The organism is Zhengella sp. (genome assembly GCF_041397485.1).
Lineage (GTDB): Bacteria > Pseudomonadota > Alphaproteobacteria > Rhizobiales > Rhizobiaceae > Zhengella.
Map to the genome: position 1 here is coordinate 12,834 of NZ_JAWKWO010000001.1, position 16,732 is coordinate 29,565.

The window sequence follows — 16,732 nt, forward strand, 5'->3', positions numbered from 1 at the left end:
TGGGTCAATCCGTCCTGTTTGCGGTCCGCGCATGCCATTCTTCAATCGATTCGTCGGGATAGCCGTCGTGGCAGCGCGTCGGATTGGATCCCGGCTCATCCACCCATGCGGGCTTGAAGGCCAGCATGATATGCGTCGTTTCCGACGCTTTCGGCAAGGGCGTGTCGATGGCCGAGGCGAACGGATGAACCAGGTCCGGCCAGCGCGGATCGTGCAGCCACAGCGCTGACCCGCACCCGCTGCAGAAATGCCGTTCCGCCGGGCTTTCCTCGCCATCGATCCTGGCATGGTAGACGGTTATTGCTTCGCCGCCCTCGACCGAAAGCGTCGCTGCATCGCCCTTGAGATTGATGGCATATCCGCCGCCGCCCTGCGTCTTGCGGCAGATCGAGCAATAGCAGCGCTGGTAGGGCACCGGCGTATGGCTTTCACAGCTAAAGCGCACGCGACCGCAGTGACAGGAGCCTTCCAGCCTCATCATACCCTACCCCGGCGCATCGCCGAACCGGATCCGGAACCGGCGGTTTTCACGCCCCTTCTTTTCGATCTTGCCGATATGGATGGCGCCAACCTCCTCTGTGGTCGACACATGCGTACCGCCGCAGGGCTGGCTGTCCACCGTGGCGTCTTCGCCGATACAGACGAGGCGGATGGTGCCCGAGCCGGACGGCGGGCGCACGTTCTTCGACTTCACCAGGCCGGGATTGGCAGCCAGGTCGTCTTCCGAGATCAACCTTGTGAAGACAGGATGCTTGCCGTTGACGAGTTCCATCAGCCTCGCGCTGACCTCTTCCTTGGTCAGGGCGGCGTCGGGAATGTCGAAATCGACGCGGCTTTCCTCCTCGCCCACAGAAGCGCCGGTGATCGGATAGGGACAGACCACGGTGAGCAGGTGGCAGGCCGTATGCATGCGCATCAGCTTGTACCGGCGATCCCAGTCGATGTGGAGAACCAGCGCCTCACCCGGATCCGGCACCGGCTGGCCGTTGGCCGGCACGTGGATGATCTCTTCCTTCGTCTCGCCCGTCACCGTGGCGGCGATCTCGATCATCGACCCGTCGGCCCGTTCAAGGCGCCCCGTATCGCCCGGCTGGCCGCCCGATGTGGCGTAGAAGACAGTCTTGTCGAGGATGATGCCGCCGCGTTCGTTGACGGCGGCGACCCTGGCCTCTGCCGTGGAAAGATAGGCGTCGGCCCGGAACAGGCAATCGGTCGCGCTCATTCGCCGGCATCCTCGAAGGGAACCGCGATATCGCTTGCCGCTTCCATCCACGCCGGGTACGGCAGGTCCCTGGAGCGCAGGAAATCCGGATTGAACAGTTTCGACTGATAGCGCGTGCCGTAGTCGCACAGGATGGTGACGATGGTGTGGCCCGGGCCGAGCTCGCGGGCCAGCCGCATGGCGCCGGCAATGTTGATGCCCGATGAGCCGCCGAGGCAAAGCCCTTCTTCCTGCACGAGATCGAAGATGATCGGCAGCGCCTCGGAATCGGGGATCTGATAGGCGAAATCCGGGGTGAACCCCTCAAGGTTGCCGGTGATGCGCCCCTGGCCGATGCCTTCGGTGATGGAGGATCCCTCCGATTTCATCTCGCCGGTCGTATAGTGGCTGTACAAGGCGGCACCCAGCGGATCGGCCAGCGCCACCTTCACGTCCGGCCGGTGCGCCTTCAGGCCGGCGGCGACACCCGCAAGCGTTCCGCCGGTTCCGACGGCGGCGACGAAACCGTCCACCTTGCCGCCGGTCTGCGACCATATTTCCTCCGCGGTGGTGGCGACATGGCCATCGCGATTGGCGATGTTGTCGAACTGGTTGGCCCAGATCGCGCCATGCGGGCTGGTGGCGGCCAGCTTTTCCGCCAGCCGTCCGGACACCTTCACGTAGTTGTTGGGATTGCGGTAGGGAACAGCGGGAACCTCGATCAGTTCAGCGCCAAGAACCCGGAGCGCGTCCTTTTTCTCCTGGCTCTGGGTTTCCGGAATCACGATGACCGTACGGTATCCCAGCGCCTTGGCGACCACCGTCAGGCCGATGCCGGTATTGCCAGCCGTGCCTTCGACGATCAGGCCGCCGGGTTCCAGCAAGCCGCGCTTTTCCGCATCGCGAATGATGAACAGTCCGGCGCGGTCCTTGACCGACTGGCCCGGATTCATGAACTCGGCCTTGCCGTAAATTTCGCAACCGGTTGCTTCCGATGCCTTGCGCAGGCGGATGAGCGGCGTGTTTCCGATACACTCAAGTACTGACGCGATCATGTTTTTCCCGTATGACTCTCTCGTTGCCCGAAAGGGTATGGACCCATGCCCGGGCTTGCAAGCGGCCTTTTTGCGCTACCGTCGCGCTTTTGTGCAGTTTTTGTCTCGTTCGGGCAAAAAAGCCAGCTTGTTTTGCCTGTGATCCGGATTGTCTCGCCTGCCGTAAACCGGGACAAATGGTTCAACGCAGACAATGGCGCGGTTGCGGCCAGGGGAAACGAGATTTGAACAACACGGATACACAAGAACGCATTGACGCGCTCATGGCGCGTTACGTGTCCGGGCTCTTGCCGGAGCCCGCGCGCGTGCTTGTCGATGCCCATCTGGAACTGTCGCCGGCCAATCGTGGTATCGTCACCGGCCTTGAAACGCTTGCAGGCGATGCGCTGGAGCATATACAGCCAGCGCCCCTGCATGCGGCCGATGCCTGCCTTGAAAAGATCTTCTCGTCGCCGGCCCCACAGATACGCCTTCCATCCAGGCCCCGCCCCGGCTCGCTTCTTCCGCGTGCGATCGCGGCGTTCATCGGGATGGACGAGGACGAGATCCCCTGGAAAATGAAGATGCCCGGTTTTCGCGACTACGAACTGGGCGAGATCGACGGCTGCCATGTGGAGCTGTTCTGGATCAAGCCCGGCCGCGCCATTCCGAAGCACACCCACGAGGGGATGGAGCTTTCCCTCGTGCTCGACGGCGCCTTCAATGACGACACGGGACGCTATGCCCGTGGCGACATCTCCGTGAACGATGAGACGGTGGATCACCGGCCCATCGCGGAGAAGACCAAGCCATGTATCGGCATGGCGGTGACCGACGGCCCGCTGCGCCTGACAGGCTCCATCGGGCAGCGGTTATCCGACATCCTGCTGGCCTGAGGATACACAGCCAACCGCAACCTTGACCCGCCGGGGAACCGGCGGGTTCTTTTTTTCGTATGACAGGTCAGGAACAACGCGCCGGAGTCAGCCATGAGTCTTTATCGCGCACGCCCGGAACACGGCGTCGCCTGGATCACCGGGGCTTCAAGCGGAATCGGGCGCGAAGTGGCGCTGAGGCTCGCCAAGGACGGCTGGCGGGTTGCGGTGACGGCCCGCAGCGCCGAAAAGCTCGACGACATGGCGCGCTCGGCAACGGGGTTCAAGGGAGAGATCATTCCTGCACCGGGCGACGCCACCGAAGAGACCGCAATGGTTCGCCTCGTCCGTTCGCTGGAAGAGGAGCACGGCCCGATCTCGCTGGCCCTGTTCGTGGCGGGAAACTACTGGCCGGTGCATGGCGAGAGCCCCGACCTCGAGAAATTCCGCAAGACCTATGACATCAACCTCTTCGGTGTGCTGAACGGGCTTGTGCCCGTGGCACAGGCCATGCGCAGCCGCGGGCGCGGCCATATCGGCATCGTCGGATCGGTTTCGGCCTATGGCGGTCTGCCGCTGGCATCAGCCTATGGCGGCTCCAAGGCGGCCGTGAACTACCTGGCGCAATCGCTGAAGTTCGACTTCGACAAGATGAACATCCGCTTGCAGGTGTTCAACCCGGGTTTCGTGGATACGCCGCTGACGGAACAGAACAAGTTTCCCATGCCTTTCCTGATGAAAACCGGCGATGCGGCCGCGCGGATCGTCGACGGACTTGGGCGTGGCGGGTTCGAAACGGCGTTTCCGCGCCGTTTCGCCTTCCTTCTCAAGCTGGTGAACCTGTTGCCGTGGAGCCTGTACTTCCCCGTCATGAGCCGTGCCATGGGATGGAACCGTCGCCCGCTTCGCGACTGATCCTTTCCGGTGGTCATCGCGCCCGGCTTCTGGCCTCGATCCGCTCACGCGCCGCCATCTGTGCCGCCTCGTCGAGGGGGAAGGACCACATCAGCGCGACGGCGACCAGTTTCAGGACAACCGGCGCCCAGGCATAGAGCGCTGCAAGGGTGAAGAGGGCAAAGGGCGAATTGTCCGCGCCGGCTTGCGGATCGAACCCGGCCAGTGCGAGCAATGGAAAGGCCACGCCCGCGCCGGCCGCCAGCGACAGCTTGGTCGCCAGGCTCCAGGCGGCGAAATAGAAGCCGGACCGCTGCGCGCCCGAGACAGCCGTGTCGGCATCGATCACATCGGCCTGGATCGACGGGGGCAGCGCCAGATCGAAGCCGAGCACGAAACCGGTCACGATGCAGACAGCGGCGAAGGCGGCGATGTCGCCGGCGCCAATCAGCGGCACCAGCGCGAACACGGCACAGGCCAGCAGCATGGCCAGCGACCAGGCGCGATGCTTGCCAAGGCGGGAAGCAAGAAGCGTCGCCGCCGGAACGCCAGCCAGGCCGCAGAGGAAGTAGAGAAACAGCAGCGGGCCGCGCATGTCCGGTTCAGCAAGCCGGGCGGACACGAAATAGAGAAAAAGCGTGGCAGGAATGCCATTGGCCAGGCCATTGACGAAATAGGCGCCGATCAGGCGCAGAAACGGCGTGTTGGCGCCCATTGCGGCCAGGCTCCGCCTTAGCGAAAGACGCGCCACGGAGTGGTCTCTCGGCTCCGGCACGATGGCAAGCGCGGCCGCGCCAAGAACGAGCAGGCCGCCTGCCACGGCAAGACCGAGGGCGGCCAGGCCGCCACGTTCGCCCGACCCGCCGCCGGCGACGGCAAACGGGATGGCGATTGCAGCCAATGTGCCGCAAACGGTGAAGAACTCGCGCCATCCGGTAATCCGGCTGCGTTCGCGATAGCCGCCGGCCAGTTCCGCGCCCCATGCCGACCAGGACAAGAGAAGGGCGCTGAAACCTGCGGTCAGCACGGTCATCCAGAGCGCCAGGTAGGCGCCGGTGGCATCCAGCGGCGGTGCAAAGAGCATCCAGGCGGCAAAGGCCGTGGCGGGCATCGCCAGGGCCACCATCGCGCGGCGCCGCCCGAAGGCGCTGTTCCAGCGGTCCCCGAGCCAGCCGAGCACCGGATCGTTGAGGGCGTCGAACAGGCGTACGGCAACGAGTATGCCGCCGATGGCGCCCAGCGGCACGCCGACGGTCTCGCTGTAGAAGGTCGGAACGATGACGTAGAGCGGCAGTGTCAGAGCCGCGATCGGCATGGCGGGCAACCCGTAGGCAATGACCACGGTTATCGGCAGGCGCGGGAGCGGCATCAAGTCGGTTCCTTCTGGCCAGACACTCTACGAAAGCCAGGCCGGTTCGGTTCTTGTCCGGGAGGCGCCGATTGTGCCGGCTGGCGCTTGGCGCTAAACCTTGGCCACACACCGGGAGGCACCAATGCTGCGCAAGATCATGTGGACACTGATTGTTCTGATTGCCGGGTTCGCCGTGCTCTACGCCGTCGGTCCGCGCACGCCGGTTGATACGGAGATATCCGTGGATACGCGGTCCATCGGTGCCGATCCGGAAGCTGCCATCGCGCGCAGCGAGGCCAATGTTCCGGGCATCCGGGAAGGCGCGGAAAAGCAGATTGTCTGGGCATTTCCGCAATCGAGAGCCCGCACGCCGCTTGCAATCGTGTATGTGCACGGCTTCTCGGCCAGCGCGCAGGAAGTCCGTCCCTTGCCCGACCTGGTGGCGCGGGCGCTGGGCGCGAACCTTTTCTTCACCCGCCTGACAGGCCATGGCCAGAACGGCGAGGCGCTGGCCCGCGCCACCGTCAACGACTGGATCAACGACCTGGCCGAGGCTCTGGCCGTGGGCAAGGCGCTGGGCGGCAAGGTCGTCGTCATGGCCACGTCAACCGGGGGATCGCTGGTCACCTGGGCCGCGGCCCAGCCGGACCTTGCCCGCAACATGGACGCCGTGGTGCTGATTTCACCGAATTACCAACTCAAGGCGCCCGGCTCCTTCCTCCTGACACAGCCCTGGGGCATGCAGATGGCGGACATGATCGTCGGACCGGAACGGTCGTTCGAGCCAAGGAACGAAGCGCATGCCAGGCATTGGACGACGCGTTACCCGACCCGCGCGCTGATGCCCATGGCCGCTTCGGTGGATCTGGCCAACAGCGTCTTCCCCGAGATGATCGACCTGCCCGCGCTCTTCATCTATGCGCCGGGCGATGCCGTGGTTGACCAGACGGCCACGGCGGCCAAGGCGGCGAAATGGGCAGGGCCGCACGCGGTGGTGGAAGTTACCGACAGCGTCAACCCGTCGCAGCACGTGATTGCCGGTGACATCCTGTCCCCCAACACGACACAGCGGCTGGCGGACAGGACCGTGGCGTGGATTCGCGGCCTCGCCCTGTAGGCGTTCAGCTTTCTTCCGGGCGCGCATCGCGCGAGGCGAGATAGACCAGCAATCCGGCACCGAGCGTTACGGCATAGAAAAGCCAGAGCGCGCCATAGGCAGCCTGCGGTTCACCCGGGACAGCCCACGCGGTCACGACCCATCCGGTGAGGAACTGCAAGAGCCCGACACCGCCGATGGAGAAGAAATTCATCAGCGTCACGCCGCGGCCTGTCAGATGAGCAGGAAGGAAGGCGCGCGAATGCGCCATCAGCATGCCATAGCTCATGCCGGCCAGGCCGATGACGACGAGTGCGGCCGTGACACCGACAAGCGCAGCCGAGGGCGACAGCCACAGCCAGACGATGGCGCCGAGCACGATGGCATTGCCGCCGGCGGCGACCCATTTGCGCGTGCCGAACAATCGGTCCAGCGGCCCGTAGAGAAAACTGCCGGCGACCATGGCCATGGCCAGCGTCACGTTTCCGATGACGATCGCGTCCGCGCCATGGACATCGGCCAGATAGGGACCGGCCCACAGGCCGCGAATGCCTGCGGCCGCGGCATAGTTGATCGCGACAAGCGGGATGATCGGCCACAGAACCCGCATCCGCATCAACTCGCCATAGCCTGCAAAGCCGCTGGATCTGCCCTCACCTTCCGGACGCGGCGGATCGCGCAGGACGAGGAAAAGCAGGACGGCGACAATGACCGTGACCGCAGCAAGGCCCGCCATGACCGGGCGCCAGCCGAACGCCTCGCCGGCGGCGGCCAATGGCGTTGCCCCGATGACATTGCCGGCCGAGCCGAAGGCCACCATCCATGAGGCATACATGGCGAAGCGGCCCGGTGAATAGACGCGCGCGAAGATGAAGAAGGCCGCCATCAGCACCGGTGCGCACCCGATGCCGATCAGCACCATGGCCAGCGTTATCATCCATGGCGCGCTGGCAGCGGCAAACAGCAATGCGCCGCCACCGCCGGCCACGCCAAGCATGATGGCGGCCGTGATTCGCGGGCCGAACCGGTCCAGCGATACGCCGACAAGGAACTGCATCAGGGCGAAGGAAACGAACCAGGCGCCGGAGGCTTCGGAAAGATCGGCTTTCGTTGCGCCCAGATCCGCGCTCAGCGCCGGCGTCAGGACGGCAAGAAAGGAACGGTAGAACTGCGAGAGCACATACGCGAATGCAAGCACGGCGATGCCGGCCATGAAAACCCCTCCTCCGATCCTGCCGTCGACGCCTCGTCCGTACATCCGGCGCGCAATCCAATCGCACTGAAAGCGCTGCCATGGCAAGCCGCCGCCGGGACAAGCTTTTCGATCTGTCGGATCAAACGCCTGCAACGGAACCGGCAGGCGGGGTCGGTCTGTCCGCCGCATCGACAAGATGCTGATGGATGCGCGAAAGATGGTTGGCCGAACGATGAAGCCAGCGCATGGCATCGAGGCGCGTGGCGATCTCGCGCATCGTCGCCGGCACCGGCGCGGCATGTCCGATGACATCGATGCGATAGCGCTCCTCCATGGCGCGAATCATCGCCTCGAGCCGGGTAAAGCGGACCGACCGCCCTCCCTCGTCGAGTGACGCCGATGTTGCGATCACGCCGGCGAAAACACGCGCAAGCCGCGCGAGCCTGCGATCATGCGGCACGATGGCAAGCCTTTCATCGTCCTCGCAACGGCGAAGCAGCCGTTCCATGTGGTCGAGAACATGCAGCAGCGCGCTGACCCGCTTGCGATTCCAGCCGCTGTTGGGCATCGCTGCCACATAGTCCGTCAGTTCTTCCTTGGCCAGCCGCAGGCGCACGAGGCCGCCACCGCCCGGCGACGAGGCCGGACGCAGGCGCCAGGCGACATGGTGCTCGATTTCGGCCACAAGCAGCCGGGCACAGGCTGCCGCCGCATCGGCTGCCGCTTCGCCATCGGCCAGCAGTCGCCTGTCCAGCATGCCGGTCAGGGATGGGAGATGATCGGGAACGAGAACCGCCATCAGTCGTGAAAAGGCGCCGGCAAAGGGCAGCACAAGAACGACGCCGAGAACGTTGAAAACCGTATGAAAGGCCACGAGCGCGAATTGTGCGTCGCCTGGCACCTGAACACGGGGCAAGGCAAGCTTGGCGAACAGATCGAGCAGCCCGAAGGCAATCACGCCCGTCATGACATTGAAGATGACGTGCGCGAAGCCGGTCCGGCGAACCGCAGCCGATCCCCCGATGGTGGCGAGCGCGGCGCTGAAGGTCGTGCCGACATTCATGCCGATGACCATGGTGGCGGCCTGCGGCAGATTGATCGTTCCCACCGAAAGTGCCGCCAGCGCGGTCGCCACGCCCGCCGATGAGGAATGCGTTATCAAGGTGATGGCGATCCCGACCGCGACCAGTTCGAGCCGCCCGGAAAGGCTGTCCGCGGGGAAGGTTTCCGGTGTCACCAGCCCTTCGAAGGCGGCCATGCCGCGTTGCATGGCGTCGATGCCGATGAACAGGAGGCTGAAGCCGGTCAGGGCGTCGCCGGCACGCGCCCAGCGGCCCGGAGCGAACATGCTCGTCAGGACACCCAGCAGCAGCAGCGGCATGGCCACCGTGCCCAGTTGCAGCTTGAAACCCACCGCAGCGATGATCCACCCCGTCACCGTGGTGCCGATATTGGCACCCAGGATGACACCCAGAGCCTGATTGAAGGAAAGGATGCCGGCGCCGACAAGCCCGACGGTCGTGATCGTTGTGGCGCCCGACGACTGGATGACCGCCGTCAGCAGCGCACCGGTCACCGCGCCGGACGCGGCATTGGTGGTAAAACGGGCCAGGAACCGGCGCAACATGCCGCCCGCCAGGCTGCGCAACCCGTTGGTGAGCATGCGAATGCCGAGGATGAACAGGCCGACACCGCCGACCGACAGGAGGATGTCGTCCATCATCCGGGACGCCCCGTTGACGCTGGCTGGCCGGCGCGGCGCATGTCAGGTTCCGTCCGCCGCGGGGAAGTGCTCTTTCAGCCAGCCTGCCAGAACCGGGCGTACCGCTTCGCCCAGGACGACGCCCAGATGCGAAACGCCAGGCAAGAGGGCATATGTGCCCATGTCCGTTTGCGCGGAAATGACCGGTTCGAACCGGTCTGCATGAAAGGCTTCGTCATCGGCGCCGGCAACCACCAGCAATGGCTTGTCGATGGATGCCAGATCGGCTTCGTAGTCGTCGCGTGGCGCGAAACTGACATTCATGCGGTAGGTGTATTCAGTCGTTGCAAGGTCGCCATACGGCCCTTCCAGAACGGATGCGGGCATGTTGAAGGAGATGACCGGCAGGTGATTGAGAGCCGGGAACCGGATCGTGTTCAGCATGACAAGGCCGATGATGCGTCTTGTCGCCGGCTGCGCCCAGCCGCCGGAATTGGGCCGCACCGTGGGTGCGTCATATTTCAGGAAGGGCGCCAGCAAAACATAGCCGTCGACCGGCACGGCGGGCTTGCCGCCGGCATAGCGGATGACAAATCCGCCGCCGGAGGAGTGCCCGCCCAGGATGACCTTGCGCGGATCGCCCGGGCGCCTGATGACCGCGATGAGGTCGGCCATGTCCTCTTCGAGCTGGCCGATGTGCCCGACATCGCCGCGGGGGCCGGGATTGGCGCCATGGCCGCGCATGTCCGGCGCGATCACGCTTGCCAGCCCCTGCCGGGACAGCCATTGCGCCAGCGGGTGCCATTGCATCGAGTTCCAGCCGGAACCGTGAACGAGGAAGAGCCAGGGCGCGCCGGGCCTGGTCGAATCATAGCGCCTGTAGGCGAGATCCGTGCCGTCACGGGCCTTGAAAAGGGTCACATCCGGCATGCCGGAATAGTCCGCCTCAATGGCCCCGGCAAAGTCGAGCGTGCCGCCATCCCCGGTCCTGTTGCCAACCGGCGGGGGACTGTCGCTCAACACCAGCGCCACGGCGATGGAAAAGAAGACCGCAATGGAAATGCCGGTCGCGACGGCAATCTTCTGGAACATGCTTGCCCCCGGTTTCATATGATGAGGTTGGCGAGAATCTCGTTCTCGGTAATGTCCTGATATCCCCAGCCGCCCTTGTCAAAGCGCTTTGTCAGCCGGGCGAAATTGCGCGGGTCCCTCGTCTCGATACCGATCACGACAGAGCCGAAATTGCGTGCCGACTTCTTGAGATATTCGAACCGGACAATATCGTCCTGCGGTCCCAGCAATTCCAGGAAGTCGCGCAGGGCGCCAGGGCGTTGCGGGAAGCGGAAGATGAAATATTTCTTCAGGCCCTCGAATCGCAGGGAACGCTCCTTGACGTCAGGCAGCCGCTCGAAGTCAAAATTGCCGCCCGACGTGACGCAGACGATGGTCTTGCCGCGTATCTCGTCGGCCGGGATGTCCTTGAGCGCGTCGACGGCCAATGCACCGGCCGGTTCCAGCACGATGCCCTCCACGTTCAGCATGTCAAGAATGGTCGAGCACAGGCGGTTTTCCGGGATCAGGCAAACGTCATCGGCGGAAAGGCGGGAGAGATGGCGAAACGGCTCGGCGCCGATCTCGGCCACGGCCGCGCCATCGACGAAATTGTCGACATGGTCGAGGCGGACGCGCCGGCCGGCCTCCAGGCTTCGCTTCAGGCTGGGTGCGCCTTCCGGTTCGCACAGGATGAAGCGCGGCGCCGCTCCGGCCTCGTGCCAGTAGCGCAGGGCCCCGGACGACAGGCCGCCGCCGCCCACCGGCAGGATGCACATGTCCGCAGCCACCCCTTCAGGCAACTGCCCGGCGATCTCCAGCGCCACCGTGGCCTGGCCCTCGATGATGTCCTTGTGGTCGAAGGGTGGGACCAGTTCGCCGCCCTGTGCCTTCGCATAGGCGATGGCGGCCTTGTAGCAGGCGTCGAAAATGTCGCCGACCAGTTCGATTTCGACATGCTTGCCGCCAAAGGCCCTGGTCTTCTCGATCTTCTGTTGCGGCGTGGTCACCGGCATGAAGACAACGCCCTTGCGGCCGAAATGGCGGCAGGTGAAGGCGAAGCCCTGGGCGTGATTGCCGGCGGACGCACATACGAAGATGCGGTCGCCGCCACGCTCGACGGACTTGCGCATGAAGTTGTAGGCCCCGCGCAGCTTATAGGAGCGAACGGGCGTCAAATCCTCGCGCTTGAGCCAGATATCCGCATGGTATTTGCGCGAAAGGTAGTCGTTGCGCTGCAGCGGCGTGGGCGCGAAGAGGGCGCGCACCGCATGCATGGTGCTGTCGACGCGCTGGGGAAATCCGCTCATGGTGATACCTTCCAATCCGGGGCTGCCGGTACCGGGAAAAAAATCGCCCGTGCCGATCTGGCCGGTGACCGGCGGGGAAACATGCGCTAAGGAAAGCCGACGGTTGCAGTGTCGGAATCCATTCTGCAAGACGGCTGTTTTTAAACGATGACAGCGACGGCGCAAGGTGCGGGTCGCGCTAGCACTGGGTGAACGGTTTGAACGCAAACACGGCTCGCGCGGCAGTCTTCGTCGCCTCCATATTTGCGCTTTACATGGCGGTTGCCATGCTGATTCCGGCTGCCGTCGATCTCTATTTCAACAATCCCGACTGGAAGGCTTTCGCATTGTCTGCCTTCTTCCTGTCCGGCCTGTCATCCGCTTCGGCGATGGCAACGCGCGTGCCCACGCCGGCCATCAACAGCCGCTTCGGCTTTCTGCTGGTCAATCTCCTGTGGCTTTCGATGATCGTCGCCGGCGCCTTTCCCTTCTTCGCCTCGTCGCTGGAAATCGGCTTTGCCGACACGGTGTTCGAAACGGTTTCGGCGATCACGGCCACCGGTGCGACGGTGCTGACGGGGCTGGACGACATGCCGCCGGGCCTGCTGCTGTGGCGTTCGATCCTGCAATGGATCGGCGGGCTCGGCGTCATCGCGCTCGGTGTCTTCCTGCTGCCCTTCCTGAAACTGGGCGGCGTGTCCTTCTTCCGCATCGAGTCCTCCGATACGGATGACAAGCCCTTCGCCCGCTTCTCCACCTATGCCGTCTCGATCATCTCCATCTATGCGCTGCTGACGCTGGTCTGCGCCGTGGCCTATGCCGTTGCAGGCATGCCGCTCTTCGATGCCGTGAACCATGCCATGACCACCATGGCCACAGGCGGTTTTTCCACCCACGACGCATCCATGGGCTTCTACACGTCGCCTCACATCATCTGGACCAGCACGGTCTTCATGACGATCGGCGGCCTGCCCTTCGCCGTTCTCATCCTGTTTGCGATCCGCGGCCGCAGGGATGTCTACCTCGACCCCCAGATCCGCCTCTATCTCGGGCTGATCGTGCTGTTCTCGCTGACGAACGCGATCTGGATCACGGTTACGGACCGCATTCCCTTCTTCTTCGCACTCACCCATTCCACCTTCAATTTCGTCTCGATCATCACCACGACCGGCTACTCCTCCACCGACTATGGCGCCTGGGGCCCCTATACCGTGGCCACCATCTTCGTGGCGATGTTCCTGGGCGGCTGCTCCGGATCGACGACAGGCGGGATCAAGGCCTACCGGTTCTACATTCTTTTCCAGGTCTTTTCGAACGGCCTGAAGCGCCTGATCTACCCGTCAACCATCCTGCCGGTGAAATATGGCACCAGGCCGGTGGATGAGCAGACACAACGCGCCGTGGTCCTTTTCATCGCCGCCTTCTTCGTCATCTGGGGCGTGCTCATCGTGCTGCTGTCGGCGACCGGACTGGATTTCGAGACGGCGGTCACAGGTGCGCTCTCGGCGATCACGAATGTCGGCCCGGGCCTGGGCGACGTGATCGGGCCGACAGGCAATTTTTCCAGCCTGTCCGACGTGGCAAAATACATCATGGCGGTCGGCATGCTGCTTGGCCGCCTGGAAATCCTGGCGGTCCTGATCCTGTTCACGCCAGCCTTCTGGCGGCGCTGAACCGCCCCACTGTGGCGCCACTGCAACGCGTGGCCGGCTCTCCCCTCTGGTTGACGGGAACGTGACCGCTGCCACTTTGCATTGCAGCATGCGGGGCGTTATGGTCGGATTCGGATTCAAAAAGACACTTCCATGCCTGTTTACCAGTTCCGAATGTCCCTCGTGGCCTTCATGGCCCTGCTCATTCCGCTTGGCGGCTGCGCAAGCGACCTGGCCATGCGCCGTATCACGTCACCGGAGGCGATTGCCGCCGGCGTGCCGCAGGGCGCAACACAACACCGGATTCTCGTAGCGACCACGCGTGCGCCGGACGACAACCCGGAAATCCTCTTCAGCGGAGAGCGCGGCGACGGTGTCAGTTTCGCCGAGATCACGGTTTCCGTGCCGCCCGATCACGAGACCGGCGAGACCGAACGCGTGTCGCGCGGCCTGCCCGATCCGTCGCGCCATTTCGTGGCCACGGACATCCGGCCGGTCGCAAATTCGAACGCCTTCACCCAGACCGCCCGCGCCGGCAGCAGCCAGGATGTCCTGGTCTTCGTTCATGGCTATCGCAACACGTTCGCCGATGCCCTGTTCCGGATCACGCAGATCGTTCACGATACCGGATTCCAGGGAACGGCGATCCTGTTCAGCTGGGCGTCACGAGGCAGCACGCTGGACTATATCTACGACCGCGACAGCGCCACGGCGGCCCGCGATGCGCTGGAATACACGTTGCGCAACGCCGCCCGGGCAAATCCGCGCCGGATCGACATCATGGCCCATTCAATGGGTACCTGGGTCACCATGGAAGCCCTGCGCCAGTTGAAGATCTCGGGCGATCCGACACTCGGTGGCCGGCTGGGCGATGTCATCCTGGCCTCGCCCGACATTTCCGCCGATGTCTTCAAGGCCCAGATGCAACGCTACGGCAAGCCAAGGACGCCGTTTTTCGTCCTGCTCTCGCGGGATGACCGCGCGCTGCAACTCAGTCAGGTGCTCGCCGGCAACAAGCCTCGGCTCGGCGCCTATACCGACGACAAGGAAATCGCGGAACTCGGTGTCGTCGTTGTCAACCTGACCGAAGCAGGCAGCAGCGGCATCAACCACACCAAGTTCGCCCAGAACCCGCAACTGGTTGCCTTGCTCGGCGAGCGGCTGCGCAGCGGCGAGAAGTTCAATCCGGAGCGCAACAAGCTCGGAACCAGCCTGGCGACGCTCGGTGTCGGTGTCGGGACAGTGCTGGAATCGACCGCCCGCGTCATCGTGACGACGCCGCAGGCGGTGTTCCAGACGGCCTTGCCGCAATAGGCCGGAAGCAAGACGATCCGGCGCGGCCAAAAGGCCGCGCCGCGCCTCCTGCCGGAGGCGTCTTGCCGGGGGCGGCAAATCAATCACACGTTGGAAAGTTCCCTGGCATGCAGCCAGTCAGCATGCTTCGGCGCCTTTTTCGTGCGCGCCCATTCCTCCAGCATCTCCCACTTCACCTCGTCGAGTTTCCGTTTCATCGCCTCTTCTTCCGGATCGTCACAGGCGAGTTCGACGCGGTGACCATTGGGGTCGAAGAAATAGATCGAGTGAAAAATGGAGTGGTCGGTGACGCCAAGCACGTCGATACCATTGGCCTCGAGCTGGTCCTTGAAGGCAATGAGCGTGTCGCGGTCCTTCACCTTGAAGGCGATATGCTGAACCCAGGCAGGCGTATTCTCGTCGCGGCCCATGTCCGGCTTGGTCGGCAGCTCGAAGAAGGCAAGCACATTGCCGCCACCGGCATTCAGGAACACGTGCATGTAGGGATCGGGTTCATGCGTGGACGGAACATGATCCTCCGCAATGGCCAGAACGAAATCCATGTTGAGGTTTTTTACATACCACTCAACCGTTTGCTTGGCGTCCTTGCAGCGGTAGGCAACGTGGTGAATGCGATCCAGTTTCGGTGTGGCAGTCATCGGCCTTCTCCCTTGTCCGGCCCGGACGGTACGGGCTTCCGGCTCCGTCACGGCCTTCAATCAATATGGTTACGGATGTAACGGTTGTTTTTGTAACCATCAACGGCGACCATACGATCCGGACAAAGAAAAACGGCGGACCGGAAGGCCCGCCGCCGTCAAGGATGGTCGTGACCGGTTCTGTCAGTCGATCTTGCGTGCCGGCATGATCGTGCCCGAACAATCGCCAAAGCCGATGCGGTAGCCATCACCGCGCGCATGGCCCCTCAGCGTCACGGTGTCGCCGTCCTCGATGAAGCTGCGCGTGCCACCGCCCTTGATGGCGACCGGTTCCTTGCCGCCCCAGGAAAGCTCCAGCAGCGAGCCGCGCGACTCCTTTTCGGTGCCGGAGATCGTGCCGGATCCGAGCAGGTCGCCAACGCGCATCGGGCAGCCTGAGGTGGTGTGGTGGGCAAGCTGCTGCGCGGAGGAATAATACATCTCGCGGTAATTGGTGCGCGAGAGAACGGTTTCCTCTCCGCCTTCCGGCGTCAACGCCACCTCGAGGTCGATGTCGTAGAGCATCGGACCCGGTTCCGCGAGATAAGGCAGCAAGGGCTTTTCGCGTTCCGGCGTGGAGGTGCGGAACGGCGCCAGCGCGGCGGACGTGACGATCCACGGGCTGATCGTCGTAGCCGTCGCCTTGGCCTGGAAGGGACCGAGCGGCTGATATTCCCAGGCCTGGATGTCGCGCGCCGACCAGTCGTTCAGCAAGACATAGCCGAAGATGTTTTCGAAGGCTTGCGACACCGATATCGGCCCGTTCGACGGCTGGCCGACAATGGCGCCCATTTCCAGTTCGAGATCGAACCGTTGCGACGGCCCGAAACGCGGCGCCGCGTCGTTCGGGCCCTTCAACTGACCATTGGGCCGGACAACGGGCGTGCCCGAGACGACGACCGAGGACGCGCGGCCATTGTAGCCGATGGGAATATGAAGCCAGTTCGGCGGCAGTGCGTTTTCAGGGCCGCGAAACATGACACCGACATTGTAGGCGTGATTCCGGCCAGCATAGAAGTCGGTATATTCGGTCACCGCGAAGGGCATGTGCATGGTCGCGGTCGTCATGGGAACCAGATGCGGCTCGACGCCGGCGCGGGAGGCGGACCCTTCGGCAAGCATGGAAGTCAGTTCGCCGCGCAGCTTGTCCCAGGCCACGCGGCCCATGGCCATGAACGCATTCCAGGCGCCGGTTTCCAGAGCGCCCTCGTAGTTCAGCCGGCCCTCCGCCTCCAGCGCGGCGACATCAAGGATCATGTCGCCGATCGCCACCCCGCAGCGCGGCTTGCCGTTACCGGTCGAGAACACCCCGTAAGGCAGGTTGTTGAGTGGAAATTCCGATTCAGGCGAATTGGCGCTCTCCACCCAGGATCGCTTCAATGCGGTCATGCTTTTCTCTCCG

Annotated in this window: 15 protein-coding genes; 5 read left to right on the forward strand and 10 right to left on the reverse strand. The window is 63.8% G+C overall.

Going from position 1 to position 16,732, the window contains the following annotated elements:
- Positions 1-4 precede the first annotated feature (4 nt).
- The 3 genes from R3D65_RS00065 to R3D65_RS00075 are packed head-to-tail and all read right to left on the reverse strand — an operon-like array spanning position 5 to position 2,256.
- Entirely contained in the window at positions 5-478 is a 474-nt protein-coding gene (locus R3D65_RS00065) for a GFA family protein (protein WP_371274322.1), read from the reverse strand.
- A gap of 6 nt (positions 479-484) precedes the next feature.
- Positions 485-1,222, reverse strand: coding sequence for an alanyl-tRNA editing protein (locus R3D65_RS00070; RefSeq protein WP_371273191.1), 738 nt, complete (start codon positions 1,220-1,222; stop codon positions 485-487).
- On the reverse strand, positions 1,219-2,256 hold the full coding sequence (locus tag R3D65_RS00075; protein WP_371273192.1) for a cysteine synthase A: 1,038 nt from the start codon (positions 2,254-2,256) through the stop codon (positions 1,219-1,221). Before R3D65_RS00075 ends, R3D65_RS00070 begins: the two co-directional genes overlap by 4 nt.
- A 263-nt stretch (positions 2,257-2,519) precedes the next feature.
- Between R3D65_RS00075 and R3D65_RS00080 the strand changes: the two genes are divergently transcribed.
- Both R3D65_RS00080 and R3D65_RS00085 read left to right on the forward strand, forming a co-directional pair.
- The gene (locus R3D65_RS00080; RefSeq protein WP_371274323.1) at positions 2,520-3,131 is read left to right on the forward strand and encodes a ChrR family anti-sigma-E factor; all 612 of its coding nucleotides are present in this window, start codon (positions 2,520-2,522) and stop codon (positions 3,129-3,131) included.
- Positions 3,132-3,224: 93 nt separating this feature from the next.
- Positions 3,225-4,025 carry an SDR family NAD(P)-dependent oxidoreductase gene (locus R3D65_RS00085; protein WP_371273193.1) on the forward strand — a complete coding sequence of 267 codons (801 nt, stop codon included), beginning with the start codon at positions 3,225-3,227 and terminating at the stop codon, positions 4,023-4,025.
- Positions 4,026-4,038: 13 nt separating this feature from the next.
- On the opposite strand, the gene R3D65_RS00090 is transcribed toward R3D65_RS00085, so the two are convergent.
- Positions 4,039-5,373, reverse strand: a complete 1,335-nt coding sequence (locus R3D65_RS00090; protein WP_371273194.1) for an MFS transporter — start codon at positions 5,371-5,373, stop codon at positions 4,039-4,041.
- A 124-nt stretch (positions 5,374-5,497) separates the two neighbouring features.
- Here R3D65_RS00090 and R3D65_RS00095 point away from each other — a divergent pair, with 124 nt between their 5' ends.
- On the forward strand, positions 5,498-6,472 hold the full coding sequence (locus R3D65_RS00095; RefSeq protein WP_371273195.1) for an alpha/beta hydrolase: 975 nt from the start codon (positions 5,498-5,500) through the stop codon (positions 6,470-6,472).
- A gap of 4 nt (positions 6,473-6,476) precedes the next feature.
- Here R3D65_RS00095 and R3D65_RS00100 read toward each other — a convergent pair whose 3' ends face one another.
- The 4 genes from R3D65_RS00100 to ilvA all read right to left on the reverse strand — a co-directional run bounded on the left by R3D65_RS00100 (position 6,477) and on the right by ilvA (position 11,708).
- Positions 6,477-7,664: an MFS transporter gene (locus R3D65_RS00100; protein WP_371273196.1), complete on the reverse strand. Its 1,188-nt coding sequence runs from the start codon at positions 7,662-7,664 to the stop codon at positions 6,477-6,479.
- 121 nt (positions 7,665-7,785) lie between these two features.
- Positions 7,786-9,369 carry a Na/Pi cotransporter family protein gene (locus R3D65_RS00105; RefSeq protein WP_371273197.1) on the reverse strand — a complete coding sequence of 528 codons (1,584 nt, stop codon included), beginning with the start codon at positions 9,367-9,369 and terminating at the stop codon, positions 7,786-7,788.
- Between the two features lie 42 nt (positions 9,370-9,411).
- On the reverse strand, positions 9,412-10,440 hold the full coding sequence (locus R3D65_RS00110) for an alpha/beta hydrolase (RefSeq protein ID WP_371273198.1): 1,029 nt from the start codon (positions 10,438-10,440) through the stop codon (positions 9,412-9,414).
- A 14-nt stretch (positions 10,441-10,454) separates the two neighbouring features.
- Entirely contained in the window at positions 10,455-11,708 is a 1,254-nt protein-coding gene (gene ilvA, locus R3D65_RS00115; RefSeq protein ID WP_371273199.1) for a threonine ammonia-lyase IlvA, read from the reverse strand.
- A 197-nt stretch (positions 11,709-11,905) separates the two neighbouring features.
- On the opposite strand from ilvA, the gene R3D65_RS00120 reads away from it, so the two are divergent.
- Together R3D65_RS00120 and R3D65_RS00125 are read left to right on the forward strand one after the other, a co-directional pair.
- Positions 11,906-13,360, forward strand: a complete 1,455-nt coding sequence (locus R3D65_RS00120) for a TrkH family potassium uptake protein (RefSeq protein ID WP_371273200.1) — start codon at positions 11,906-11,908, stop codon at positions 13,358-13,360.
- Positions 13,361-13,492: 132 nt separating this feature from the next.
- Entirely contained in the window at positions 13,493-14,653 is a 1,161-nt protein-coding gene (locus R3D65_RS00125) for an alpha/beta hydrolase (protein WP_371273201.1), read from the forward strand.
- 83 nt (positions 14,654-14,736) lie between these two features.
- Here the strand turns inward: R3D65_RS00125 and R3D65_RS00130 are convergent, their stop codons facing one another.
- The gene (locus R3D65_RS00130; protein ID WP_371273202.1) at positions 14,737-15,291 is read right to left on the reverse strand and encodes a VOC family protein; all 555 of its coding nucleotides are present in this window, start codon (positions 15,289-15,291) and stop codon (positions 14,737-14,739) included.
- 183 nt (positions 15,292-15,474) lie between these two features.
- Complete coding sequence (gene fahA, locus R3D65_RS00135) at positions 15,475-16,719, reverse strand: fumarylacetoacetase (RefSeq protein WP_371273203.1); 1,245 nt, start codon at positions 16,717-16,719, stop codon at positions 15,475-15,477.
- Positions 16,720-16,732 lie beyond the last annotated feature (13 nt).